The following is a 24,698-nucleotide window of genomic DNA, read 5'->3' as shown; positions in this document are numbered from 1 at the left end:
CTTCCGCTTTCCGCGCCTACTCTCCGGCATGCCTCTTCACGGTACGGCGTGCCGTAACACGGCACAACCGCTTGGGAGTTGATCGTCATGGCCTCCCGCATCGGACAGCACTTCCTCCAGATCCCCGGCCCCACCAACGTCCCCGACCGGGTGCTGCGCGCCATCGCGGCACCGACGATCGACCACCGGGGCCCCGAGTTCGCCGCCCTCACCCTGAGGCTGCTCGACGCCCTCAAGCCGGTGTTCGGCACCGACGGCCCCGTCGTGATCCACCCCGCCTCCGGCACCGGCGCCTGGGAGGCCGCCCTGGTCAACACCCTCGGTCCCGGCGACCGGGTGCTCTTCTGCGAGACCGGCCACTTCGCTACCCTCTGGCAGCGGATGGCCCGCTCCCTCGGCCTCGACGTCGTCTTCCTGCCCGGCGACTGGCGCCACGGTGCCGACCCGGAGGCCGTACACCGCGAACTCGACGCCGACAGCGGCCGGTTGATCAAGGCGGTGTGCGTCGTGCACAACGAGACCTCCACCGGCGTCACCAGTCGCATCCCCGAGATCCGGCAGGCCGTCGACGCCGCCGGTCACCCGGCGCTGCTGCTCGTCGACGTCGTCTCCTCGCTCGCCTCGATCGACTACCGCCACGACGCCTGGGGCGTCGACGTCACGGTGGCAGGCTCGCAGAAGGGCCTCATGCTCCCGCCCGGACTGGGCTTCAACGCCGTCAGCGGCAAGGCACTCGACGCCGGCCGCGCCGCCCGGCTGCCCAGGTCCTACTGGGACTGGCGCCCCGTCATCGAGGCCAACCGGCACGGCCGCTTCCCCAGCACCCCCGCCACCAACCTGCTCTACGGGCTCGAGGAGGCCCTGCGCCTGCTGCACGCCGAGGGCCTGCCGCAGGTCTTCGCCCGGCATGCCCGGCACGGCGCCGCCACCCGGGCCGCCGTACGCGGCTGGGGACTCGAGGTGCTGTGCGCCGACGAGCGCGAGCATTCCGCCACCCTCACCGCCGTCGTCCTGCCCGACGGTCACGACGCCGATCACGTACGCGCCGTCATCCTGGAGCGCTTCGGGATGTCCCTGGGCGCGGGGCTGGGCCGGCTCGCCGGGCGCGTCCTGCGCATCGGACACCTCGGCCTGATCGGCGACCTGACGCTCGCCGGCACCCTCGCAGGCGTGCAGATGGGGCTCCAGCTCGCCGGCGTCCCCCTCGACCCGCGCGGACTCGACGCCGCTCTCGACCTGCTCCGCGCCCCCTGAACGGAGACTCCTGTGCCCTCAACTCCCGGCAGCAGCACGGCCGGCGGCCTCGTCCGCCGGCTCCGCCGCGACCTCGACGGCGAGGCCCGCTTCGACGAATACACCCGTCATCTGTACTCCCGCGACGCCAGCATGTACGCCATCACCCCGCTCGGCGTCGCCTTCCCCCGCCACGCCGAGGACGTCCGCGCGGCCGTCGCCGCGGCCGCCGAGCACGGCGTGTCCGTCACGGCCCGCGGCGCGGGCACCAGTCTCGCCGGACAGACCGTCGGAGACGGCCTCGTCCTCGACCTCTCCCGCCATATGCACCGCATCGTCGCGCTCGACCCCGAGGCCCGCACCGCCGTGGTGGAACCCGGAGTCGTCCAGGACCAGCTCAACCGGGCCGCCGCCGCCCATGGCCTGGTGTTCGGGCCCGACACCTCCACCAGCAACCGGGCCACGATCGGCGGCATGATCGGCAACAACTCCGCCGGCAGCGGCTCCCTGCGTCACGGCATGACCATCGACCACGTCCGCGCCCTGGACGTCGTGCTCTCCGACGCGACCCGCACCCGCCTCGCCCCCGTCACCGAGGCCGAACGCGCCCGCCGCGCCGCCCTGCCGACTCTCGACGGCCGCATCCACCGCGACCTCCCGCACATCCTCACCGCCAACTCACGGGCGATCGCCGAGGATTTCCCCGCCTTCTGGCGGCGCGCCTGCGGCTACCGGCTCGACCGGCTCGCGGGCGACGCTCGTTTCGACCTCGCCCGGCTCGTCGTCGGCTCCGAGGGCACCCTCGCCCTCACCACCCGCGCCGAAGTCGGCCTCGTACCCGCCCCCGCCCGGACCGCCATCGCGGTCGGGCACTTCACCTCCGTCGACGCCGCGGTCGAGGCCACCGAGGACGCCCTGGCCTGCGACCCCGCCACCGTCGAGCTCCTGGACCGCACCATCCTCGAACTCTCCCGGCAGAGGATCGAATACGCCGCGCTGGGCACCCTGCTCGAGGGCGACCCCGGCGCCCTGCTCTTCGTCGCCTTCACCGGCGACGACGAGCACGAACTGTGCACCCGCCTCGACGAACTGACCGCCCTGTGGGCCCGCCACGGCCACGGCTACCACACCCTGCACGCCACGACCCCCGACCGGCAGGCCGCACTCCTCAAGGTCCGCAAAGCCGGACTCGGCCTGCTGATGAGCGCCGGAGAAGGCACTCGACGGCCTCTGGCCTTCGTCGAGGACACCGCCGTCCACCCCTCCCACCTCGCCGCCTACACCCGCCGCTTCCGTGCCGCCCTCGACCGGCACGGCCTGGCCGCCGGCTTCTACGGACACTGCTCCGTCGGCTGCCTGCACATCCGGCCCTTCATCGACCTCACCGACCCCGCACAGGTCCGCACCATGCGCGCCGTCGCCGAGGAGATCAAGGACCTGGTCACCGAATACGGCGGCGTCAACTCCAGCGAGCACGGGGACGGTCTGGCCCGCAGCGAGTTCAACCGGGAGATCTTCGGCCCCCGTCTCTACGAGGCCATGCGCCAGGTCAAACGCCTCTTCGACCCCGACAACCGGCTCAACCCCGGCAAGATCGTCAACGCCCCCGCCATGACCGCCCACCTGCGCGACGCCGCGCTCGTCCCCGCCCCACCGCTGCGCACCCGGCTCTCCTTCCCCGTCGTCGACGGCATGCGCGGCGCCGCCGACCGCTGCATGAACATCGGTGCCTGCCGCAAGACGGACACCGGCACCATGTGCCCGTCCTACATGGCCACCCGCGAGGAACAGCACTCCACGCGCGGCCGCGCCGGCGCCCTGGTCAAAGCGCTCTCCTCCCCCGACCCCCGGCGCGCCCTGGGCGACGAACAGCTCCACGAGGTCCTCGACCTGTGCCTGATGTGCAAGGCGTGCAAGAGCGAATGCCCCCTCGGCGTCGACATGGCCACCCTCAAGGCCGAGGCCCTCTCCCACCACCACGACCTGCACGGCATCCCGGCCCGTTCCCGCCTCTTCGCCGACGCACGTACCCTCAACCGGCTCGGCTCCGCCACCGCTCCCCTGTCCAACCTCCCCGGCCGGATCCCCCTGCTGCGCACCCTGCTCGACCACGCCCTGGGCATCACCCCGCACCGGCCGCTGCCCGTCTTCGCCCGTGGCAACCTCGTACGCTGGTCCCGTCGGCGCACCCCCACGGCGCGGTCCGCACCCCAGGGCCAACTCACCTTTCTCGCCGACTCGTTCACCACCTACACCGAACCTGGCATCGGCCGCGCGGCCGTCGAACTGCTGGAACACTGCGGCTGGACGGTCCGCCTGGAACACGGCGGCTGCTGCGGCCGCGCCGCGCTCTCCAAAGGCCTGGTCGACGATGCCAGGAAGCACTCCCTCGCTCTCGCCCACCGCATCGCCGCCGCCTCACCACCCGGCTCGCCCGTCGTCGGCTGCGAACCCTCCTGTCTGATGACCCTGCGCGACGAGCACCAGGCCCTGCACCCCGGCAATCCCGTCGTCGAGGACCTCGCCGGGCGGGTCCGCCAGGTCGAGGAACTGCTCCTCGGAGCAACCGCCGACGGCCGCCTCCGGCCACGCCCCGACACCTGGCCCGCCGGCCGGCGACTCCTCTACCACGGCCACTGCCACCAGAAAGCCGAGGTCGGCACCGCGGCCACCGTCGCCCTGCTCAAAACCGTCCCCGGCGCCGAGGTCATCGAACCGGACACCGGCTGCTGCGGCATGGCGGGCTCCTTCGGCTACGAGTCCGAGCACTACGAACTGTCCATGGCCGTAGGAGCGGACCGGCTCTTCCCGGCGATCCGGGCCCAACCCGACGACACCGTCATCGTGGCCACCGGCACCTCCTGCCGCCAGCAGATCCTCCACGGCACAGGACGAAGGGCCTGGCACCCGCTGGAAATCATGCGCGCGACTCTATGAGGGACGGGCGGCCACGGCTCCGAGATAGCCGGCCACTTGCCGGACCCGGTCCGCGCCGGCCTCGGACACGGCGTCGAGGACCTCCGGTGCCAGCGCGACCGGGACGCCCAGCCGCTCCACGCACTCGCGCGCCAACTGCCGGCACGCCGCGGCGATCGGCTCCGTGTCGAAGATGTACGGCAGCCGCATGCCGCGCTCCACGGCGACGAGGAGCGCCATCTCGGCGAAGCGCTCCCCCGCGTCGTCCACCGTCATCGTCTCGATGGGTTTCCGGCCGGGCGTGAAGACCGCGCACGGATCATTCTCAGGGGTGGCGCCGCCGGTCAGGAGCCCGGCCAGGTGGCGGGCGATGGCCGGGGCGCCGTGGAAGCCGTCCCGGTAGGTCCCCGTCGCGAAGAACAGGCCCGGCACCGGCGCGCGGCCCAGGAGCGGGAAGGTGTCCAGCGTGACGGGCCGCAGGCCGTAGTGCCAGCGCCGTACGGCCGAGAACGCGATGTTCCGGTCGAACTGCGCGACGCAGCCGGACAACAGCGCCTGGACCATGCCCAGCCGTGGTCCGTCAGGCACGTCGACGCGCACGTGGTTGGTCGCGCCCAGATACTCGACCCCGTCCCCGAGCGGCACCACGTGCAGCCCGCAGCCGCCCGCGAGGGTGGGCGTGCGCACGACGTACGGCACGGCCTCGCCCCGCACACGCCGGGTCTCCAGGGCGAGGCCCGTACCGTTCAGCACCGGCTGCACCGTTCCCACGGGCAGTTGCCCGATCAGGCGCCCGGTCGCCGCGCCCGCCGCCAGGACAACGGCTCCCGCGGGGAGCGTCGCTCCGGAGGACAGCCGCACTCCGGTCACCGCGTCCTTGGCCGTCACCAGGGATGCCACCTCACCGGCGACGCGTGTGACGCCGAGCCCGGACGCGGCGGCGTCCAGGGCCGCGATCACGCGCCGGGCGTCGAGCGCCCCCTCGTTCTCCAAGTACAGCGCGTCCACGGGCTGGTCACCCGCCTCCGGCTCCAAGAAGCCGATGCCGTAGGGGTCCACGTCCTGGAACGGCTCGCCGTGCTCCTCGGCGGCCGCCCGGATCGCCCGCATGCTGCCCACGCCGTCACCCGTGGAGCGCGCCCCCAGCACGACCAGCGTCCCCCGGGTGCTCCCGACCGGAACCGCCGCGTGCCGCGCCGTCTCCGCGAGTTGCTCCAGCCAGCCCGGCCACAGGCGAGCCGCGTCGCGCGCCAGCGCGAACTTCGCCCGGAACGCGGGATGTTCATCGGTACGCCCCGTGACCTCGGCAAAGCAGTTGAGCATCGCTCCGGCCGCCACGGAAGCGGCCCCGGGGCGCGTCTCCGGGCCGACCACGGCAATGCGCAGGGCTCGATCCTTCGACGCCGTTTCCACGGCAACCGACAAGCCCAGCACGCCGTTCCCCACGATCACCACATCGACTGTCATGCCCCTCACCATTCCCGATTCCCGGAGGGCAATCGCGCACGTGCGTTTATCGGACGTTGACCGGTTGGAGATCACCTCCCCTGAGGCTCTGGCCTGCGCGAACACGGGCGCCGCCCCAGGTTCCGAAGCGAATGCCCCGAACAGAGAGAAAGCCATGTCCTTTTTGCCTGATATAGCTCAGCGGATGGCCATCAGTCCGGACGCTGTCGCTGTCGACTCCTCGGGAACCACGCTGAGTTACGCGGAACTCGACGTCCGGGCCGACGCGGTCGCGCACCGGCTGACCGCGGCGGGGGTGGCCCCCGGCGACACTGTCGGTGTCGCGATGCCACGAGGCATCGAACTGGTGCCGGCTCTGCTGGGGGTGCTCCGGGCGGGGGCCGCCTATCTGCCTCTCGATCCGCGCAATTCCGGCGAGCAGTCGGCCCGTCTGCTGGCACAGGCGGGCAGCCGTGTCCTGGTGACTGTCGAGGAGGGTGGCGTCCGGCTGCCCGCGAGCGCGGCAACGGTCGTTCGCCTGTGCCCCAAGGACCTCGGTGAGGGGTGCGCAACCGGCTTCACGCCGCCGCGGGTCCGCCCGGAGGACACCGCCTATGTCATCTTCACCTCGGGCTCGACCGGCGAGCCGAAAGGCGTCGCGGTATCGCATGCCGCGCTGGCCGGTCACGCCAGGGCCATGGCGAGCGTGCTGGAACTCCGGCCCGGGGACCGGGTACTGCAGTTCGCGAGCATCGGCTTCGACGTGGCAGCGGAGGAGATCTTTCCGACTCTCGTCGCCGGCGGGTGCGTCGTCCTCTGTCCTGACCCGCCGTCACCCGCGGACCTGACGAGCTGTCTGGACCGCGGTGGAGTGACGGTGGCCAACCTCCCGTCCGGCTACTGGCAGCGCTGGAGTGCGGCGCTCGACCCGGCGGAGCCGTTTCCCGTCCCCTCGCTGCGCCTGCTCGTCGTCGGCAGCGAGAGGGTCAGCGCGGATGCCGTGGCCACCTGGAGCCGGTGGACGGGGGTGCGCCTGATGAACGCCTACGGCCTGACCGAGACGGTGATCACTTCCCTGGTCCACGAGGTCGAGAAGGACTTCGACGCACCGCTGGTGCCGGTCGGCCGTCCCCTCCCGGGTGTCCGGGCGTATGTCCTCTCGGCGGATCTGCGACCGGTACCGCCCGGTGGAACGGGCGAGCTCTACATCGGCGGCGCAGGACTCGCGCAGGGATACCTGGGCCGCCCCGACCAGACCGCGGAACGGTTCGTCCACGACCCCTTCGCGCCCGGCCCCGGCGCCAGGATGCACCGCACCGGTGACCGGGCCCGGCTGCGCGAGGACGGGGCCGTGGAAGTGCTGGGCCGGCTGGACGACCAGCTCAAGGTGAACGGCTACCGCGTCGAGCCGCGCCAGGTGGAGGCCGCCCTGGAGGCCCACCCCGGGATCCTTCAGGCGGCCGCCGCCGCCCGGCCCGGCCCCGACGGCACCCAGCGGCTGACCGGATACGTCGTCACGGGCGACGGCACCGTCCCCGACGACCTGCGCGCACACCTGGCCGAGCGTCTGTCGGCCCATCTGGTGCCGGAAACCCTGGTCGCGGTGACGGAGATGCCGCTCACCGCCAGCGGCAAGCTGGACCGGGCGGCCCTCCCCGCACCCGACACCCATACCCGGACCCGGCGCACGACAGCGGCACCGGCGCGCGACGGCCTGGAAGCACAGCTGGTGTCCATCTGGCTGGATGTCCTGGGTGTGGACGACATAGGGGTCCACGACAACTTCTTCGACGCCGGCGGCAGTTCGTCCATGCTGGCCGCCGTGCGTTCCCGGCTCAACGAGCTGGCCGTCGAGGAGATCAGCCTGGTGACCCTCTTCCAGCACCCGACGATCGCCGCACTGGCCCGCCACCTCGCCCGCCGGACCGAGCGCCCGCTGCCGGCCGCCGGTCAGGAGGACGCCGTCCGGGCAAGGCGGACGCGTACCGCGCTCCGTAACCGGCGTGCCGCGAGCTGACCTTCCCGTCCCCGACACGGCTCCCCCACCGGAGCTCTGAGGAAAACATGTCTGGAATATTCGGCTGGTCCGACACCGAACGCAGCCTGCGCGTCGAAGGCCCACCCGCTGCCGTCCTCATGTCCGGAGCAGCCGCCCGCGGCGCGGGAGGAAAGGACAAGTGGCTGGGCGAACACGCCATGATCGCCCAGCGGAAGGGCTCCTCGCAGCGTGCCGGACGAGGCCCCGCCACGGCAGAACGCGACGGGCGGCCGATCGTGGCGGTCTGCGACGGATACGTGCACAACCTGACGGACCTGAGGGCCGCCACCGGTGCCGAACGCCCCTTCGGCGGCGGATGTCCGGAGGCCGAGGCCGTACTGAACGCCTACCTGCGGTGGGGACTCGCGGCCGCGGAACGGCTGGAGGGCGCCTTCGCGTTCGCGGTATGGGACGGCCGTACCGGGGAACTCGTGCTGGGCCGGGACCGCCTGGGCATCAAGCCGCTCGGCTATGTGCCGACCGCCGGTGGTGTCGTGTTCGCCTCCGAAGTCGCTTCCTTGGCCGCTCACCCGTTGGTCGAGGCCGAACTGGACGCCGACGGGCTGTGCGCTCTGCTGACCCAGCTCCGAGGCCAGGGCCACGGAGCCCTGCGGGGATTCCGCGAGGTCGTCCCCGGATGCGTCGTGCGCTGTACGGCAGGCCGTCAGGAACAGCGGCGCTACTGGTCGTTGCAGGCTCAGCCGCACGACCTCGGCCTGGAAGACACGGTCAAGCACGTGCGGGACCTACTGGACGACGCCGTCGCCCGGGAGGTGCGGGACGACGCCGAACCCGCGGTGCTGCTCTCGGGCGGCCTCGACTCCAGCGTGCTGACCGGACTGGTGGCGGAGCACACCGGCCGTGCGCCGCGTACCTTCACGGTCGCGTTCGGCCGGTCCGCCGCGGCGGTCCCGGACAGGCCGTACGCACAGGAAGTGGTCGAGTTCTGGGGCTGCGAGCACGAAGAAGTCACCGTGTACCCCGATGAGTTGACGGAACCGTCCCTGCTGGCCGCCGCCCTGGCCGCCAAGGACCACCCGACTCCGTTCGGGGACAAGAACTCCAGCCCGTACCTGTTCAGTCTCCGGGTCGCCCGGCGGACACCCGTGGCGCTCAGCGGTGAGGCGGCCGACGCGTTGTTCGGCGGGCTGGGCGGGAAGATCGACGCGGACCGTGTGCTCACTTCGTTCCCCTGGGTCGAGCGGGCGCGCGCGTTCGGCATGCCCCATGGGCTCGGCACCGGCCTCTTCCGGCAGGACCTCCTTCAGGAGATCGATGTCTCCGGCCACGTGGACCGGCTGTACCGCGAGGCTCTCGCCGAGGTCCCGCACCGTCCCGGCGCCTCGCGTATCGAGCGGCTGGCGAGACAGGTGGACTACCTCACCGTCACCCGCCTCCTGGAACAGACCGTGTACCACTCCGAACGGCTCGGTACCGCCGCGGGGTTGCAGGTCCGGTTCCCCTTCGCGGATCACCGCCTGCTCTCCTTCCTCTACAACGTGCCGGCCGAGCTGAAGTCGTTCGACGGACGGGAGAAGAGCCTGCTGCGCGCGGTGGGCACGGACCTGGTGCCGCGTTCGGTCCTCACCCGGGCCAAGGTGCCCTATCCGATCACCTACGACAAGACCTACAAGTCGGCGCTGACCGCCCGGCTGCGGGCCCTGCTCGACGACTCGGCGGCACCGGTGCTCCCCCTGCTGGACCGGTCCGCGGCGGTCTCGTACGCGGAGAACCCCCGGTTGCTGGACCGCGGCGGATGGCTCGGACGTGCGGACGTCGAACAGGTCCTCCAACTCGACGCGTGGCTGCGCCGCTTGCGCGTGCGCGTGACGCTCTGACCCGTGCGGCCGGCCGGTACGTACCACCACCTCGAACCCACCGAGAGAACCAGGTAGCCCCTTCATGTACGACTTGTTCGCCCACCAAGCCTCACGGTCAGGCGACCGTACGGCTGTCCGCGACCTGCACGGATCGCTGACCTATGCCGAACTCTCCCGCAAAGCCGGCGCGTTGGCCGAAGAGCTCCGCAGCCGGTGCCCGGGTACGGGCGCACGGATCGGCCTGCATCTCGGCCGCACCACCGATGTCGTTACCGCCGTGCTCGCGGTGACGGCGGCGGGTCACACCTACGTGCCCATGGACCCGGCCTACCCGGCCGAGCGGCTGCGGTACATCGCCGCGGACAGCGCGGTCTCGCTCGTCCTGTCCGACCGGGCCGTGCCCGAGGACCTGTCCGGGGCGCCGGTGCTGAGGGTCGACCGGCTCGACCCGGCGTCCCCGTCCGATACCGGGGACCACGCCGCCCCCGATCCCGATGCCATCGCCTACATCATCTACACCTCCGGCTCGACAGGCCGCCCCAAGGGAGTGGCAGTACGCCGCCGCAACGTCCGCGCCATGGTGGAGGCGGTCCGCGCGCGCTACGACTTCACCCCTGACGACGTCTGGACGCTCTTCCACTCCTGTTCCTTCGACTTCTCCGTGTGGGAAATGTGGGGTGCGCTGGCCACCGGAGCCACGCTCGTGGTCGTTCCCGCCGAGACCGCGCTGTCCCCGCGCGCGACAGCGGAGCTGCTGATCCGTGAACAGGTGACGGTGATGAACGTCGTGCCGTCCGTATTCCGTTATCTGACCGCGGCGGTGGCGGCGATGCCGGAACGGCCCCGGAAGATGCGCCGCATCATCTTCGGCGGCGAATCGGTCGATGTCGCTGACATCCGTGCCTGGCGGGAAGCGGTCAGCCGGTCATGCGAATTCGTGAACACCTACGGCATCACCGAGACGACGGTCTTCGTCAGCACGAGAACGCTGCTGCCGTCCGAGCTCGACACTGGTGCGGACGAACGCGAATTCGCGAGGGATCTGGGCCGGCCACTGGGCGGGTGGGAGATCCAGGTGCTGGACGAGCACGGGGTTCCGGTCGGCAAGGGAGAGACCGGCGAGATCTGTGTGGCCGGGGCCGGTACGGCGGCGGGCTACCTCAATCTGCCCGAACTCACCGAAGAACGGTTCCGCACACTGGCACTGCCCGGCCAGGAGGCCCGGCTGTTCTATCGAAGCGGCGACCTCGCTCTGCGCACTCCGCACGACGTGTTCTGCTATGCGGGCCGGGCCGACGACCAAGTGAAGATCAACGGCTACCGGATCGAACTCGGCGAAGTGGAGACCATCCTGCGCCGGATCTCCGGGGTCCAGGACCTGGCGGTGGTGTGCGCCCGCAGCCGGGTCGGTGGGTTGATGATGACGGCCTATTACACCGCGCACTCCGACCTGCGCTCCCATCTCACTGCCGAGGCGAACAGGATTCTTCCCCAGCACATGGTGCCCGGACGTTTCGTGCGGCTGGACGAACTGCCGCGCAACCCTTCGGGAAAGACCGACCGGCGGGCTCTTGCCGACCGCTGACACGAAGCACCCGGCCAAGGAGAGACATGAAGAAGGCAACACGCAACGCGACGAGCGATCCGGACAGGCCGAGCTTCCTCGAGGAGCTGTACCAGGGACGGTTCCGCTGGGACATCATTCGCGATTTCCCTGTGCAGGACCCGGTGGACCGGAAACTCGGCGACGAGTTCATCGAAGGAATGACGGGGCTCCTTCGTGAGCGGATCGACCCGGATGAAGTGGACGAGCGGCGCAGCCTGCCGGACGGATTTCTCGACGAGATCGCCGAACGCGGATATTTCCGGCTCCAGTTGGATGCCGGCCTCGGCGGGCACGGGTTGTCGCACTACAACACCCTTCGCGTGGTGGAGGCCGCGGCAAGCTGGTGTGTCCCCATCGCCGTGTCCATCGCCCTGGAGAACACACTCGGCGCCCCCGCCTTCGTTCCCCTGCTGCCCGAAGGGCCGCTGCGGGACATCGTGCGAGACCACGCGGTGACAGGCGGGTTCAGCGCGAGCGCGGACACCGAGCCCGCGGGCGCCGGGAACCGGGGAAGGAGCACCGTCGCGGAGCGCACCGAGGAAGGTGACGCCTACCTGCTGACCGGGCGGAAGCTCTTCACGGGACATGCCCCCGTCGCGGGACTGATCGGCGTGTCGGCGACGGTGCGGGAGGGCGGCAAAGAGCGGATACGCGAATTCTTCGTCCGTGCCGACAGCCCCGGCGTCACCTACGGCGACTGGCACGAGTACATGGGAATCAAAGGATTCCCCAATGGCTGGCTGGAGTTCGACGCCGTTCGCGTACCGGCCGAGCAGATGCTGGTCGAGCCCGAGACCGAGCACGAGGTCCGCATGACCCGGGCCACAGGCCGGCTGGTCACACGCGGCAGGCTGCACCACATGGGGGCACCCGCCCTCGCCGTGTCCAAGCTCTGCGTCCAGTGGATACGCGAATTCGTCAAGGGGCGGACGATAGACGGCCGGCCCCTGGCGCACTACCAAGAGGTGAGCCGACAGCTGGCGGAATGCCTCGCGGAGACATTCGCCATCGAGACCGTATGCCAATGGAGTCTCCTTCCCGAGGACAACGGACATCAATGGAACGTCCTCTTCGAGCAGAACGCGGCCAAGAACATCACGTCCCTCCTGTGCTGGGACATCATCGACCGCACCATGTCGCTGCTGGGGGCCGAGGGTTACGAGACTGCGCAGAGCAAGGCGCGCCGGGGAGCCGCACCGTTTCCGGTCGAACGCTTCATGAGAGATGTGCGTAATCTCCGGGTCTCCGGAGGCGTGGATTTCCAGATCGACAACTGGATTTCCAGAATGTCGATCCTCTCCTACTACGACCATGAGCCGGACGGCACTTCCGAACCGGAGCCGGCTGCCGCGCAGCTCCCGGACGAGTTCGAAGGATGCGCACTCGGCGAGCGCGCTGCGGACCATCTGCGCTGGGTGGCCGGTGAGGCACACGCGTTCCGGGGCATCTGCGTGGACCTGATCCACCGCTACCCCGACCGTTCCGCTCTGCTGGAGCAGGAACGCGTGCTCATACATCTCGCTTCTCTGGCCCGTGAACTCCTGGTCGTATCACTGACGTTGGCCCGTGCCTCCACGATGTCCGCGGGCGGCGACGGCTCGGGAGAGGCGCTGGCCGATGTCTACTGTGCCGCGGCGAGGCATCGTGTCGCCGACCTCAAGCGCAAAATCGCCGACTGTTCGGATGTGAACTCCCCCGCGGTCAGCGCCGCATGGCTGACCGGGCACTGCCTCGACCACCTTGCCCGGGACGTCATCGCGGTCACCGAGGCGGCATCCGGTAATCGTCCAGAGGAGAACAACGCATGAACCCGGTACGCCGGCAGGTACCCCTTTCCGTCGGGCAGGAAGCCATGTGGCTGGCCTGGAAGCTCGACCCCGACCAGTGGATCCACATCATTCCCACGCCGTTCGCCGTGCACGGCAGCATCGACCGGGAACGCCTCGAAGAAGCGGTCGCCGCGGTGGGCACGGCATACCCACAGTTGCGTGCACGGGTGACTCCCGCCCGGGACGGCCGGGTTCACCTGCTCGACTGGTCGGACGCCCCCAGGATTCCGGTGCGTGAATCCACGACGACGCTGGAACGCGACGAGGCGATACGACTGGCGTGGCAGGTGCCGTTCGACCTGCGCCAGGGGCCGCTCGCCCGGGTGGATCTCCTGCACGGTCCGGACTACACCGTATTGCTGATCGCGGTGCACCACCTGGTGTACGACGGCGCGTCGATCCTGATAGTGCTCGATGCCCTGGCGCGCGCCTACGCGGGCGAACCGCTGCCGGCGGCGGACAATGCCGCCCCCTTGAAGATGTTCGCCGACCGCTCACGAGAGCTCGTCGAAACGGCTGCGGGCGATACCGACCGGGCCTACTGGCGAACCCTGTTGGGCTCGGGCGCACCCGACTTCACCTTGCCGCCGAGCGTGGACGAACCACAGTACGTCGCCCGAAGCGAGAAGCTGCCCGACGATCTCGCCGAAGCCCTGCGCGGTTCCGCGACGATGCTGGGCGTCTCGTACGTGACCGTCCTTCTCGGCGCGTACTGCGCACTGCTGCGCCGGCACAGCGGAGCCGACGACATGCTCGTCTTCGTGCCGTATCACGGACGGACCGGGGAGGAACTGCGGGACAGCGTCGGCTATTTCGTCAACGCCCTGCCGGTCAGGATGACGCTCGAGCCGTCGGACACCTACGCGGACCTCTTCCGGCGAGTGCGTAGCCGCGTCAAGGACAGCATGAGGCACGGCAGTCTGCCGCTCCCCGACATCATGCGCGCGGCCGGTCTGACCGGGCCCGCGGCGTATGCGCGCACCCATCAGACCGTCTTCCAGTTCTGGCACGCGGGCCTGCGCGACCACGTCGATGTGCAGCGGCTCCGGCTGGAGGCGCCCGGTTCCTCGGCCGTCCTGAGTCTGCTCGGCATGGAGAGCAGCGCCGGGTTCCCGCTGGCCGTGATGGTGCGCGAGGACAGCGCCGGCACCCATGTGCTGTGGAAGGACCCGAACGGTGCGGTGGGGCCCACCCGGATCGGTGCCATGTCCGACGACTACCGGGCCATCCTGCGGGACATCGCCGAGGATCCGTACGCCCCGTTGGCCGGCGTGCTGGCCCGGGCCGCGGACAACGCGCACCCCGCCGCCCCGGAACCACTTGCCTTGCCCTCCGCCTCGGTTGACGGCCTCGCGGAAATGATCGAGACGTGGCAGGAGATCCTGGGAGTCCAGGACATCGAGCCCGACGACTCGTTCTTCGAGCTGGGCGGGCACTCGTTGCTGGCCGAGCAGCTGGTCCTGGCGGTGTCCCGGCGGTTCGGCCGCGACGTGTCGATCCGTACCCTGTTCGACCACCCGTACCTGTCGGAGTTCACCTGCCAGGTCCTGGAACAGGTGCCGGAACCCGCCACCGCCGCGGCCCCGGAGACGTTCGCCGCGTCGAGCTTCCAGCAAGGGATCTGGCTGGCCGAGCTCCTGGAGCCGGGACGCGCCCTCTACAACGTGCCCCTGGCCTGGCGGGTCCCGGGCGGCGGTCTGGACACGGCGGCACTGGAGCACGCGCTGGCGGCCCTGGTGGCACGGCATGAGATCTTGCGCACCTCGTTCCACGAACGGGACGGCGAACTGCGGCAGTTGGTGGGACAGCCGTGGGCGCCGGAGCTCTCCCACATCGACCTGCGCGACCGGCCGGATCCGGAGCACGCGCTGCGGGACTGGCTGCACACCGCGTCCCACGAGCGGTTCGACCTCGAGTCGGGGCGGCTTCTGTCAGCGGCGCTCGTCGAACTCGGCGAAGACGGCCAGGTGTTCTTCCTGTGCCTCCACCATGTGCTCTACGACGGCGCGTGCTCGGCCATCCTGCTGAGAGATCTGGACTCCTTCTGCACCGAGGCGTCGGCGTCCCCGGTTCGCTCCTCGGAGCCACTGGAACTGCCCCAGTGGCGGCCTCGCCCGGCAGGCACCGGCTACGAGCAGCAGTCCGTCTCCTTCACCCTCCCCTATGCCCCCGGGACCGGGGCTCCGGCGAACGGGACGCCGTGCGGCACGTCCGACGTGCTCCTCGCGGCTTTCGCGGCGCTCCTCGGCTGGTACACCGGCAGGGAAGAGCTGCCGGTCGCCGTCCGCAAACCTGGCACGCTGCTTCCGGTGCAGCTGTGCCCGCTGGTCGGCAAGACCTTCACCGACCTGGTCGCTGAAACTGCGGCGCAAACGGCGAAGGCAGCTCTCGCGGGCGGGAGTGATCCGACCGCGCTGCCCGACGCGGTGTTCGCCTACGAGGCCGGATCCCCGACCATCGACAGCCATGGCGGGCACGGCCTGCAGCTGTGTCTTCGGCCCGAGTCCGGGAGGCACAGCGGCCGGATCCTCTACGACGCCGGCCGCTTCGACCGCGATCAGATCCAGCGGATGGCCGAGCACTACACGCGGCTCGTCGCACAGCTCACGGAGCATCCCGACCGTGGGATCGGCGCGGCCGAGCCGCTCACGGAGGCCGAACGGCACACCCAGCTCGCCGTGTGGAACGCCACGGAAGCCGGTTACGCCGAGACGCCCGTTCACGAGCTCATACGTCAACGCGCCCTCGCCAGGCCCCAGTCGGTGGCGCTCACCGCCGGGGACACGCACCTCACGTACCGCGAGCTTCTCGACTCCGCGGAAGCCATGGCCCAGGGGCTGCTGGCCCAAGGCGTCGGAGCGGGCGACCTGGTCGCGCTCGTGCTGCCACGAGGAGCGGACCAGGTCCGGATGCTCCTGGCGGTTCTCCTCGCGGGCGCCGCCTACCTCCCGGTCGACCCGGCCTCCCCGGCGGAACGCGTCGGACTGATCCTCGCCGACTCCGGAGCGCGCTGGGTCGTCGTCCCCGACCGCACCGCACCGCATCCGGGGCTGTCGGTGTTCGAAGGGCGGGTATTCGACGGGGACTTCCTGGCCGGTGCCGCGGCCCCCGGGGCCCGGCCCCTGCCGCGGACGGATCTGGACTCCCCCGCCTATTGCATCTACACATCCGGCACCACGGGCCGTCCCAAGGGTGTGGTGATCAGCCACAGAAATGTGACGCGGCTTCTCCAGAACGAGCGCTTCCCGTTCGCCTTCTCGGAGTTCGACGTGTGGACGATGTTCCACGCGTACACCTTCGACGTCTCCGTCTGGGAGGTCTTCGGCTGTCTCTCGCACGGCGGCAGGCTCGTCGTCGTCTCCGAGGAACAGGCGAAAGACCCGTGGCTGTTCTGGGAGTTGCTGCAGGAGGAGCAGGTCACCGTCGCCTGCCAGACCCCCAGCGCGTTCGGCAGACTCCTGGCGTTGCCCCCTCGGTCCCCGGCCGGCCTGAGCCGTCTGCGGTACGTCATCCTCGCGGGGGAGGCACTCAAGCCGGCTGTGCTCGGGCCGTGGTCGGAGCGCTTCCCGCATGTGCGGCTGGTGAACATGTACGGCCCCACCGAGGCCACCGTGTACGCGAGCGTGCACACGGTGACGCGTGCGGACATGGAGGCCGACACGAGCGTCATCGGCGTACCCCTTCCGACGACCACGCTTCTGGTCCTGGATCCGCGTACGGGCGGCAGGCTGCTGCCCGTCGGTGCCGTGGGCGAACTCTGCATCGGTGGTGCCGGAGTGGCCGAAGGCTATCTGAACCGTCCCGAGCTCAGCGCCCAGCGTTTCGTCACCTCCCCTTTCGGCACCGGAACGCTGTACCGCAGCGGCGACCTGGTCCGCTACCGGCCGGACGGCACACTGGAGTTCCTCGGGCGGTCCGACTCCCAGGTCAAGGTCCGCGGCTACCGCGTCGAACTCGGCGAGATCGAAGCCTGCCTGCGCGCGCATCACGCGGTGAAGGACGCGGTCGTCGTCGCCGAGGACGACCGGCTCGTCGCCGTCGTGCAGGGCAACGCCGAGCTGACGGTGGACGCTCTGCGGACGCACGCCCTGCGCAAACTGCCTCCGCACATGGTCCCGTCGGTGTTCCGGACGGTCGACCGGATCCCGCTGACAGCACACGGCAAGCTCGACCTCGGCGCCGTACGGTCGTTGGTCACGGCACCCGGCACCGTCGTCGAAACCGTCGCGCTGTCTCCGACGGCGATCGTCCTCGCCGAACTGTGGTCCGGACTGCTGGGCGTGCAGTCGGTGTCGGGGGACGACTCGTTCTTCGCGCTGGGCGGCCATTCCCTGCTCGCCTTCCGGCTGGTGGATCTGATCGGCAAGCGCTTCGGGGTCCGTCTGCGGATGAAGGACCTCTTCGAGCACTCCAGGCTGCGGGAGCTCGCGGAAGTGCTGGACCGCCGGCTGGCGGCGTCCGCCCCCGCCCCCTCCGGCCAGGCCGTGGCGGCCGCTGCGGACGGCACCGAGGTCACCGCCTTCCAGCAGCGCATCATGCTGACGGAGCTGATGGACGAACAGGCGGGGCACAACGTGTTCCTGGCCTGGAAGACGGCCGGGAAGCTGGATGTGGACGTGCTGCGGCGTGCGTTGGACCGCCTCGTCGCGGGCCACGAGATCCTGCGCACCGCGTTCACGTCCGACGCGGGGACCTTGAGGCAGGTGCTGAACCAACCATGGCAGCCGGAGATCGAGTTGCTCGATCTGACCACCGTGGACCGGCCCGACCCCGAGCTCGCACGGTGGCTGGATCAAGCCGCCGGGCGCCGGTTCGACCTGGCCAGTGGGCGTTTGCTGCGGGTGGCGGTGGCCGACCTCGGCACGCGGGGGCAGGCCCTGCTCCTGTGCCTGCACCATCTCGTGATCGACGGCGGATCCGTCGCGGTCCTTCTCTCCGAATTGCAGCGCTACTACCTGGCCGCTCGCGACGGCCTCGTGGCCGAGCCCCCCGCCGTTCAATACCGTGACGTCGCCAGGGCCCGGGAAGGCGCACGGGACAGTGCACGGCACCGTGCCGATCTGGCGTACTGGCGGGAACGGCTGGCGGGCGCACCGGCCTTCCTCGATCTGCCGGTTCCGCGACAGCCCGGCGCTGACGGAGCGGTCGCCGTCCCCTTGCCGCAGGGTCTTGTGGAACGGCTGCGGCAGATACAAGCGGGGCACGGCGTCAGCTGGTTCATGGTGTTCGGCGCGGCGCTGGCCCGGGCGCTCCACCGCTGGACCGGACAGCGAGTACTCACGGTGGGTGTGCCGGTGTCCGACCGGGAGCGGTCCAAGGCCGCAGGCTTGCTGGGGCCCTGTCTCAATACGGTGGTTCTGCGTTCCGACGCCGACGGGACGGATACGGCGGCCGATGTTCTGCGGGCCGTGCGTTCCACGCTGCTGGACGCCTTCGAGCACGCCGGGGCGGCCTACGAAGAAGTACTGCGCGAACTCGAACCGGAACGAAAGGCGGGGCGTACTCCGTACGTCGACGTCCTGCTGAACATGAACCTGCGCGGGGACCGGCACGCCGTAGTGGGCGATGCCGCGCTGGAACCGTTCTTCGCGCCGTCTCTCTGGTCCCACGAGACGAAGTTCCCCCTCACCTTGACGGTGGTGGAGCAGGACGGCGTGCCGACGCCCATCCTGTCGTTCCAGGGCCACCGCGTCGCGGCCCAGGACGCCCGGGCCCTCGCCGACGGTATCGCCGAGGCGCTGGCGGAGCTCGCCGGGACGGAGCTCGCCAGGGACGGGGGCGAGCCGTCCGCCGCGGGCATCGCGCCCGTGCAGTACCGGGACTTCGTCAGAGCGGAAGAAGCCCGGCGGGGCAGCGAGCGTGACCGCGCCGACCTGGACTACTGGGAGCAACGGCTGTCCGGGGCGCCGGTCTCCGCCGGTCTCACCGCACCACGGCGTCCCGGGCCGAACGGTGCGGTCGGCGTTCCGCTGCCGGCCGGCCTGACGGCGCGGTTGCGTCCGCTGCAGGCCGAGCACGGGCTGTCACCGTACATGATCGCCAGTGCCGCGCTCGTCATGCTCCTGCACCGGTGGACGGGCCGGAACGATGTGGTGATCAGCAGTGAGATGGCCATGCGTACCGACCCCGGTCTGGCGGACGTGTTCGGCCCGTGTCTGAACACCGTCGTGCTGCGTTCGCGGCTCGGTGAGGCCGACACGGTGCTGGACGTGCTGGCCGCCATGCGCTCCGGGACGCTGGAGGCGATGGAACACTCGGGGGCTCTCTTCGAGGATGTCCTGGCGCGGCTTCGTCCGGCCCGCAGGCCGGGCCGGACCCCCTGGGGCGACGTGGCCCTGGAGTTCGAGACCGTTCCGGAGAACCCCCCGACACTGGCCGGGCGCCCGCTGCTGCCCGTCCGGATCGGCCTCGAGGACACCGGTTACGCGGGCAAGACCGCCGTCACCGTGTCCTTGCGGCTCGGCGGCGAAGGACTGTCCGCCCAGGTCGCGTACCGGGGCGACAGCGTCGGCCGTGCGGACATCGAACGCTTCGCCGCCTCGCTGGGACGGCTTCTGCGGCTGATCCCCGACCGGCTGGACCAGGCTGTCGCCTCGCTGGACATCGACGAGGACTCGGCAAGGACCGGCAGGGCATGACGGAGCCCGGAACGCCGGTCCGGCCCCTGCTGCGGCACAATCGCGTTCTGCGGGGGCTGGTCCTCTCCGAGACCACCTCGATGCTGGGGACCCAGCTCAGCGCGGTCGCCATCCCCTGGATGGTGCTCGAACTGACCGGGTCCCCCCGGGACATGGGCCTGGTCATGGCGGCGCAGCTGGCCGGCATCGCCCTGGCCGGTCTGCTGTGCTCACCCTGGGTGGGCCGCTTCGGGCCGCGGCGCGTGATGCTCGTCGGCGACCTCGTGTGCGCGCCGCTCGTCGCCCTGCTGCCGGTGCTGCACTTTCTCGGCGCCCTGTCCATGGCCATGCTGACAGCGGTCATGTTCGCGCTGGGAGCGTTCACCGCTCCCTACCTGGCGAGCCAGCAGGCCGTACTGTCGGCCGCGGCCGGAATCGGTGAGGACGAGAACCTGCTGAGCCGGGCCACTGCCGCGCTGCAGAGTGCCACCCGGCTCAGCACGATGATCGGTCCCGCGGTGGCGGGCGTGCTCGTCGCGACGTTCGGCGCACCGGCTGTGCTCCTGCTGGACGCCGTCAGTTTCGCCGTCTCCGCACTCGTGTTGTGGCGCCTCGTGCCGACCGTACGGGCACGGGCTTCGGCGGGCCGTCCCTCGCTGGGCATCGGTCTGCGGGCGATGCTGCGGGACCGGCTGCTGGGTAGCTGGTCGCTGGGCCTCGCGTTCGGCGAGACGGCCTGGCAGGGGCTCTTCGCTCTGCTGCCCGTCATCGCCCTGGCCGGACATCACGGTTCCTCGGTGACCGCCGGTGGCCTCCTGGCGGCCTTCGGCGGTGGCGCGCTGGCCGGCACCCTGCTGGTGGGGCCCGCGCTGCGGCGGATGTCCGCCCGTGTCCTGGCGTGTGCGGGAAGAACGGCCCTGGGTGTGGCGTTCGCGGCGCTGTTGCTGCCGTTGCCGCTGCCGGCGCTCGTCCTCTGCCTGCTCGTCGTGGGATTCCTCAACGGGCTGTCCGGAGCTCCCGTGGCCGCGGTCCGGCTGATGCGTATTCCGGACGGGGCGCGATCCGAGACGTTGACCGCCGCCACCGCCATGGCACTGGCCGGCGGTACGGCGGGCTGGATCCTGGCGGGCTCCACGGCCCAATCGGCCGGGCTGCACGCGGCGTTGGGTGTTCTGGTCTCGCTGCAGGCGGCGGCCACCGCGCTCTTCCTGTTCGGCGTGACCACACCGCGCCGCACCGCACCGGCAGTTGCCGGTACCGACAGCGTGCCGCATGCGCGGCCGAAGACCTGAAGAAGAGAAACGAAGAAGAGAAACATGGAGACAATGGCCAACGAAGAACCTGACGAGAGCGGCTTCATCGCGGTCATCGGCATGGCGGGAAGATTTCCCGGCGCCGCCACCGTGGAACAGTTCTGGGACAACCTGTGCCAGGGCAAGGAGTCGGTCTCCGCACTCGAGCAGCACACCGATACCGCTCACCCCGGCTATGTTCCCGCCTACGGAGTCCTGGACCGGGCCGACGAATTCGACGCGGGCTTCTTCGACTGCTCTCCCCACAGTGCTCTCCTCCTCGACCCGCAGCAGCGGGTCCTCCTGGAGTGCGCGCACGAAGCCCTGGAGAGGGCCGGGCACGGCGGCCCCGGACGGCCGCTGACCGGCGTCTTCGTGGGGGGGGTTCCCACACCAGGTACCGCGAGCATCTCAGGGCCGGGCTCGACCGGCTCCCTTTCGCCGACACATGGCAGATAGGCCACGGCAACGACCTGGACTTCCTCAGCGGCAGGATCGCCTACAAGCTCGGTCTGACCGGCCCCGCGCTGACCGTCCAGAGCGCCTGTTCCACCTCCCTGGTGGCCGTGCACACCGCTGTCCAGTCGTTGCTCGCGGGCGATTGCGACATGGCACTCGCCGGCGGCACCAGCGTGCACGTCGGCGTCACCGAGATCCCCTACACGCCCGGCGGGGTCATCGCCCCCGACGGCCACTGCCGTGCCTTCGACGCGGCTGCTGCCGGGACGGTCAACGGCAGCGCCGCCGGTCTGGTCGTGCTGCGGCCGCTGAGCGACGCGCTGGCCGCCGGGGATCACATACACGCGGTGATCCGCGGATCGGCCGTGAACAATGACGGCCGCGACAAAGTCGGGTTCACGGCCCCCAGCGTCACCGGACAGGCCGAAGCGATCCGCGCGGCCCACCTGGTCGCCGGCGTCGGCGCCGACGAGATCGGCTACGTCGAGGCCCACGGCACCGGCACCGCGCTCGGTGATCCCATCGAAGTGGCCGCGCTGACCAACGCGTTCCGCGAAAGCACCGAGGAGCGGGGCTACTGCCGGATCGGTTCGGTGAAGACCAATATCGGCCACACGGACGCCGCGGCCGGGGTCGTCGGCCTGATCAAGACCGTGCTCTGCGTCGAACACGGCGTCATACCCGCGAGCCTCCACTACAACGAGCCGAACCCGCACATCGACTTCGCGTCTTCCCCGTTCGTCGTCAACGCGGTGACCGGGCCATGGCCGGCGGCGGACCGTCCGCGTATCGCCGCGACCAACTCACTCGGCCTGGGCGGGACCAACGCCCACGCCGTGGTGGCCCAGGTGCCGCCCCGTACCCGCACCACGCCGGGGCGGCCGCACCAACTCGTCGTCCTGTCCGGACGGACGGAGACCGCCGTCGGCACAGCGGGCCAGGACCTCGCCCGCCACCTGGCAGAGCGCCCGGACACCGAACTCGCCGACGTGGCCTGGACCCTGCAGACGGGACGCACCCACCACCCGTACCGCCGGTTCCTCGTGGCGGAGAACGCGTCCGATGCGAGCGCCGGGTTCCGCGCCGGACGGGCGAGCCACGGAACGGCGGCGGGCGAGCGGCGCGTGGCCTTCATGTTCGCCGGGCACGGCGGTCAGCACGTCGGCATGGCCACGGAGCTGTACGCGCACGAGCCGGTGTTCCGCCGCCAGTTGGACGAGATCGCCGAACTGGCCGCCCCGCCCCTCGGCCTCGACCTCCGGGACGTCCTGTTCCCGGACGGCGACAGCGCACGGGCATCGGCCACCGCGCGGATGGCCGGGATGGCCGTCGGACAGGCCGCGGTGTTCTCCGTCCAGTACGCGCTGGCACAACTGCTCGTCTCCTGGCGGCTGATGCCCCATGCCGTGACCGGACACAGCCTGGGTGCCTACGCGGCCGCCTGTGTGGCGAACGTGTTCTCCCTGCCGGACGCCGTACGGCTCGTCGTCGAACGCGGCCGGCTCCCGGACGCGACCGGAGCCGGCGGCATGGCGGCCGTCAGACTTCCCGAAGCGGAAGTGACCGCCATGCTGCCCGCGGGGCTGAGCGTGGGGGCCGTGAACGGCCCCGCCCAGTGCACGGTGACAGGGCCCGCGGACCTCGTCGCCCGCTTCGCCCGGGAGCAGGCGGACCGATCTGTCGACGTCAAACTGCTGCGCATCGCCACGGCCGGGCATTCCACGCTGGTGGAACCGTTGCTGCCGCGCTTCGCCGAATTCGTCGCCGAACTTCCCCTGCACAAGCCTGATCTGCCCCTGATCTCCGACATCACCGGGACATGGGCCGAAGCCGATGAGCTGACGTCCGTGGACTACTGGGTGCGTCATCTGCGCCGGCCCGTCCGCTTCGACGGCGTCCTGTCCACCCTCTTCGGTACGCCCGATCAGCTGCTGGCGGACATCGGGCCCGGGCGGACCCTCTCCTCCCTCATCCGGCAGCACCCCGACTACAGCGGCAAGCAGCCCGTGGTGCACATGTCGCCGCACCCGGCCGAGGCGGCGTCGGACGGGGCGACTCTCCTCACCGCGGTGGGCGAGGCATGGGCCGCCGGTGTCCCCGTCGACCTCGCCGCTCTGCACGACGGCGAGAAGCGCCGGCGGGTGGTCCTGCCCACCTATCCGTTCGAGCGACGCCGTTACCTGGTTCCTTCTCCGGAGGCCCAGCAGACGCACGTCTCCGGAGAGACCCCTGCCGACTGGTACGGCGACAGCCCCGCGACCGGTCCCCTGGCCGACCCGAGTCGGGCCGACGACGCACGTCCACCCGTACTGTCCACCGTACTCACGGCCTTCGGGCAGGCCCTGGGTGTCCCTGACATCGACGCCGACGACAACTTCTTCGACCTGGGCGGCGATTCCCTCACCGCGACGAAACTCGCGGGCTGGGCCCGTACGAAGTTCGGCGTCGACATCTCGGCCGCCGACATCATCAGAAGCGGCGACGCCGGACGGCTCGCCGAGGAGATACAGCGGCGCGTCGACCACAACGACGGCGGGGACACCGGGATCGCCCCCGCACCGCGAGGAGCCATACGATGACCCGCACGTCCCCGGCCGACCGCAGCCCATGGACCATCGGCAAATCCCTCCGGCAGGAGCCGGACATCCACCTGTACTGCTTCACGCACTCCGGCGGGCTCCCCAGCGAATACGTGCGCTGGGCAAAGGACTTGCCGGGCATCCAGGTATACGGGATATGCCCGCCGGGCCGAGGACCGCGCGGCCTCGAGACACCGCTCGTCGAACTCCCCGAATTCATCGACGCCTTGCTGGACGACACCCGTTTCTCGCCCCCTTTCGCCTTCTTCGGGCACAGCCTCGGATCACTGGTCGCCTTCGAGACCGCACGTGCCCTGCGGGCACGGGGACTGCCCGGCCCGGCCGGACTCGTCCTGTCGGCATACCCGGCCCCCCACCTGCCGCGCGCGGCCATGGGCTGGCACACGCTCCCCGACGCCGAACTGCTGGACTTCGTGAGCGAGGGCTACGGAGGGATTCCCGCGGAAGTGGCCGCCGACCCCGAGCTGGTGTCGCTGCTGCTTCCCGCCTTCCGCGCGGACTTCGCCATGCTGGACGGCTACCGGTACCGAGAGGACGAACCGCTGCCGGTACCCATCCATGTCCTCGGCGGCGATCGCGATTCGATTCCCTTCAAAGACATCGAGGAATGGCGTCGGCACACCACCGGAGCGTTTCGCGCTCACCGCTTCCCCGGCGGGCACTTCTACTTCCGCGACACCCCGGTCTTCGACACGCTGAGAACCGTGTTGCGCGAGGTTCGGGGTCGCGACCTGCTACGGGGAGCGCCCGTGCGGTGAATCCCCGATCGCGTCCAGCGGACGGCAAAAGGAAAAGGCGAGGAAGTCGCTCGCTCCTCGCCACTCTCAACATATAGCGCACTG

The 24,698-nt window shown here is 70.6% G+C and carries 12 protein-coding genes; 11 read left to right on the top strand and 1 reads right to left on the bottom strand.

Annotated features, from left to right (window positions below; all coding sequences use genetic code 11):
* Positions 1 to 87: 87 nt before the first annotated feature.
* Together ACV530_RS29605 and ACV530_RS29600 are read left to right on the top strand one after the other, a co-directional pair.
* Positions 88 to 1,254 carry a pyridoxal-phosphate-dependent aminotransferase family protein gene (locus ACV530_RS29605; RefSeq protein WP_494335720.1) on the top strand — a complete coding sequence of 389 codons (1,167 nt, stop codon included), beginning with the start codon at positions 88 to 90 and terminating at the stop codon, positions 1,252 to 1,254.
* A gap of 12 nt (positions 1,255 to 1,266) precedes the next feature.
* Positions 1,267 to 4,170, top strand: a complete 2,904-nt coding sequence (locus tag ACV530_RS29600; RefSeq protein ID WP_494335719.1) for an FAD-binding and (Fe-S)-binding domain-containing protein — start codon at positions 1,267 to 1,269, stop codon at positions 4,168 to 4,170.
* Here the strand turns inward: ACV530_RS29600 and ACV530_RS29595 are convergent.
* Positions 4,165 to 5,616: an NAD(P)/FAD-dependent oxidoreductase gene (locus ACV530_RS29595; RefSeq protein WP_494335718.1), complete on the bottom strand. Its 1,452-nt coding sequence runs from the start codon at positions 5,614 to 5,616 to the stop codon at positions 4,165 to 4,167. The two genes, ACV530_RS29600 and ACV530_RS29595, sit on opposite strands and share 6 nt — an antisense overlap.
* A gap of 184 nt (positions 5,617 to 5,800) precedes the next feature.
* Between ACV530_RS29595 and ACV530_RS29590 the strand changes: the two genes are divergently transcribed.
* The 9 genes from ACV530_RS29590 (at position 5,801) to ACV530_RS29550 (ending at position 24,614) form a co-directional block, all read left to right on the top strand.
* Positions 5,801 to 7,612 (top strand): non-ribosomal peptide synthetase, encoded by a 1,812-nt coding sequence (locus ACV530_RS29590; RefSeq protein ID WP_494335717.1) that lies wholly within the window; start codon positions 5,801 to 5,803, stop codon positions 7,610 to 7,612.
* Positions 7,613 to 7,659: 47 nt separating this feature from the next.
* Positions 7,660 to 9,471, top strand: a complete 1,812-nt coding sequence (asnB, locus tag ACV530_RS29585) for an asparagine synthase (glutamine-hydrolyzing) (protein WP_494335716.1) — start codon at positions 7,660 to 7,662, stop codon at positions 9,469 to 9,471.
* A gap of 64 nt (positions 9,472 to 9,535) precedes the next feature.
* Complete coding sequence (locus ACV530_RS29580) at positions 9,536 to 11,038, top strand: amino acid adenylation domain-containing protein (RefSeq protein ID WP_494335715.1); 1,503 nt, start codon at positions 9,536 to 9,538, stop codon at positions 11,036 to 11,038.
* 26 nt (positions 11,039 to 11,064) lie between these two features.
* On the top strand, positions 11,065 to 12,867 hold the full coding sequence (locus tag ACV530_RS29575; protein ID WP_494335714.1) for an acyl-CoA dehydrogenase family protein: 1,803 nt from the start codon (positions 11,065 to 11,067) through the stop codon (positions 12,865 to 12,867).
* The gene (locus ACV530_RS29570; RefSeq protein WP_494335713.1) at positions 12,864 to 19,526 is read left to right on the top strand and encodes an amino acid adenylation domain-containing protein; all 6,663 of its coding nucleotides are present in this window, start codon (positions 12,864 to 12,866) and stop codon (positions 19,524 to 19,526) included. The genes ACV530_RS29575 and ACV530_RS29570 overlap by 4 nt, the downstream gene beginning before the upstream one ends.
* Complete coding sequence (locus ACV530_RS29565; RefSeq protein WP_494335712.1) at positions 19,523 to 20,797, top strand: MFS transporter; 1,275 nt, start codon at positions 19,523 to 19,525, stop codon at positions 20,795 to 20,797. Before ACV530_RS29570 ends, ACV530_RS29565 begins: the two co-directional genes overlap by 4 nt.
* Positions 20,798 to 20,821: 24 nt before the next feature.
* Complete coding sequence (locus ACV530_RS29560) at positions 20,822 to 21,256, top strand: beta-ketoacyl synthase N-terminal-like domain-containing protein (protein WP_494335711.1); 435 nt, start codon at positions 20,822 to 20,824, stop codon at positions 21,254 to 21,256.
* Positions 21,253 to 23,835, top strand: coding sequence for a type I polyketide synthase (locus ACV530_RS29555; protein ID WP_494335762.1), 2,583 nt, complete (start codon positions 21,253 to 21,255; stop codon positions 23,833 to 23,835). Before ACV530_RS29560 ends, ACV530_RS29555 begins: the two co-directional genes overlap by 4 nt.
* Positions 23,832 to 24,614: a thioesterase II family protein gene (locus ACV530_RS29550; protein WP_494335710.1), complete on the top strand. Its 783-nt coding sequence runs from the start codon at positions 23,832 to 23,834 to the stop codon at positions 24,612 to 24,614. Before ACV530_RS29555 ends, ACV530_RS29550 begins: the two co-directional genes overlap by 4 nt.
* Positions 24,615 to 24,698: the final 84 nt, after the last annotated feature.

The sequence above is a fragment of the Streptomyces sp. SX-6 genome (assembly GCF_059089585.1).
Note: the sequence above shows the minus strand (reverse complement) of the source record. Positions and strands in the feature narration are given on the sequence as shown.

What these genes read in the sequence shown, in the direction of transcription:
- ACV530_RS29595 (WP_494335718.1), bottom strand. Translation starts at nt 5,616, where the DNA reads ATGACAGTCGATGTGGTGATCGTGGGGAACGGCGTGCTGGGCTTGTCG.
- asnB (WP_494335716.1), top strand. Translation starts at nt 7,660, where the DNA reads ATGTCTGGAATATTCGGCTGGTCCGACACCGAACGCAGCCTGCGCGTC.
- ACV530_RS29575 (WP_494335714.1), top strand. Translation starts at nt 11,065, where the DNA reads ATGAAGAAGGCAACACGCAACGCGACGAGCGATCCGGACAGGCCGAGC.
- ACV530_RS29605 (WP_494335720.1), top strand. Translation starts at nt 88, where the DNA reads ATGGCCTCCCGCATCGGACAGCACTTCCTCCAGATCCCCGGCCCCACC.
- ACV530_RS29580 (WP_494335715.1), top strand. Translation starts at nt 9,536, where the DNA reads ATGTACGACTTGTTCGCCCACCAAGCCTCACGGTCAGGCGACCGTACG.
- ACV530_RS29550 (WP_494335710.1), top strand. Translation starts at nt 23,832, where the DNA reads ATGACCCGCACGTCCCCGGCCGACCGCAGCCCATGGACCATCGGCAAA.
- ACV530_RS29560 (WP_494335711.1), top strand. Translation starts at nt 20,822, where the DNA reads ATGGAGACAATGGCCAACGAAGAACCTGACGAGAGCGGCTTCATCGCG.
- ACV530_RS29570 (WP_494335713.1), top strand. Translation starts at nt 12,864, where the DNA reads ATGAACCCGGTACGCCGGCAGGTACCCCTTTCCGTCGGGCAGGAAGCC.
- ACV530_RS29565 (WP_494335712.1), top strand. Translation starts at nt 19,523, where the DNA reads ATGACGGAGCCCGGAACGCCGGTCCGGCCCCTGCTGCGGCACAATCGC.
- ACV530_RS29590 (WP_494335717.1), top strand. Translation starts at nt 5,801, where the DNA reads ATGGCCATCAGTCCGGACGCTGTCGCTGTCGACTCCTCGGGAACCACG.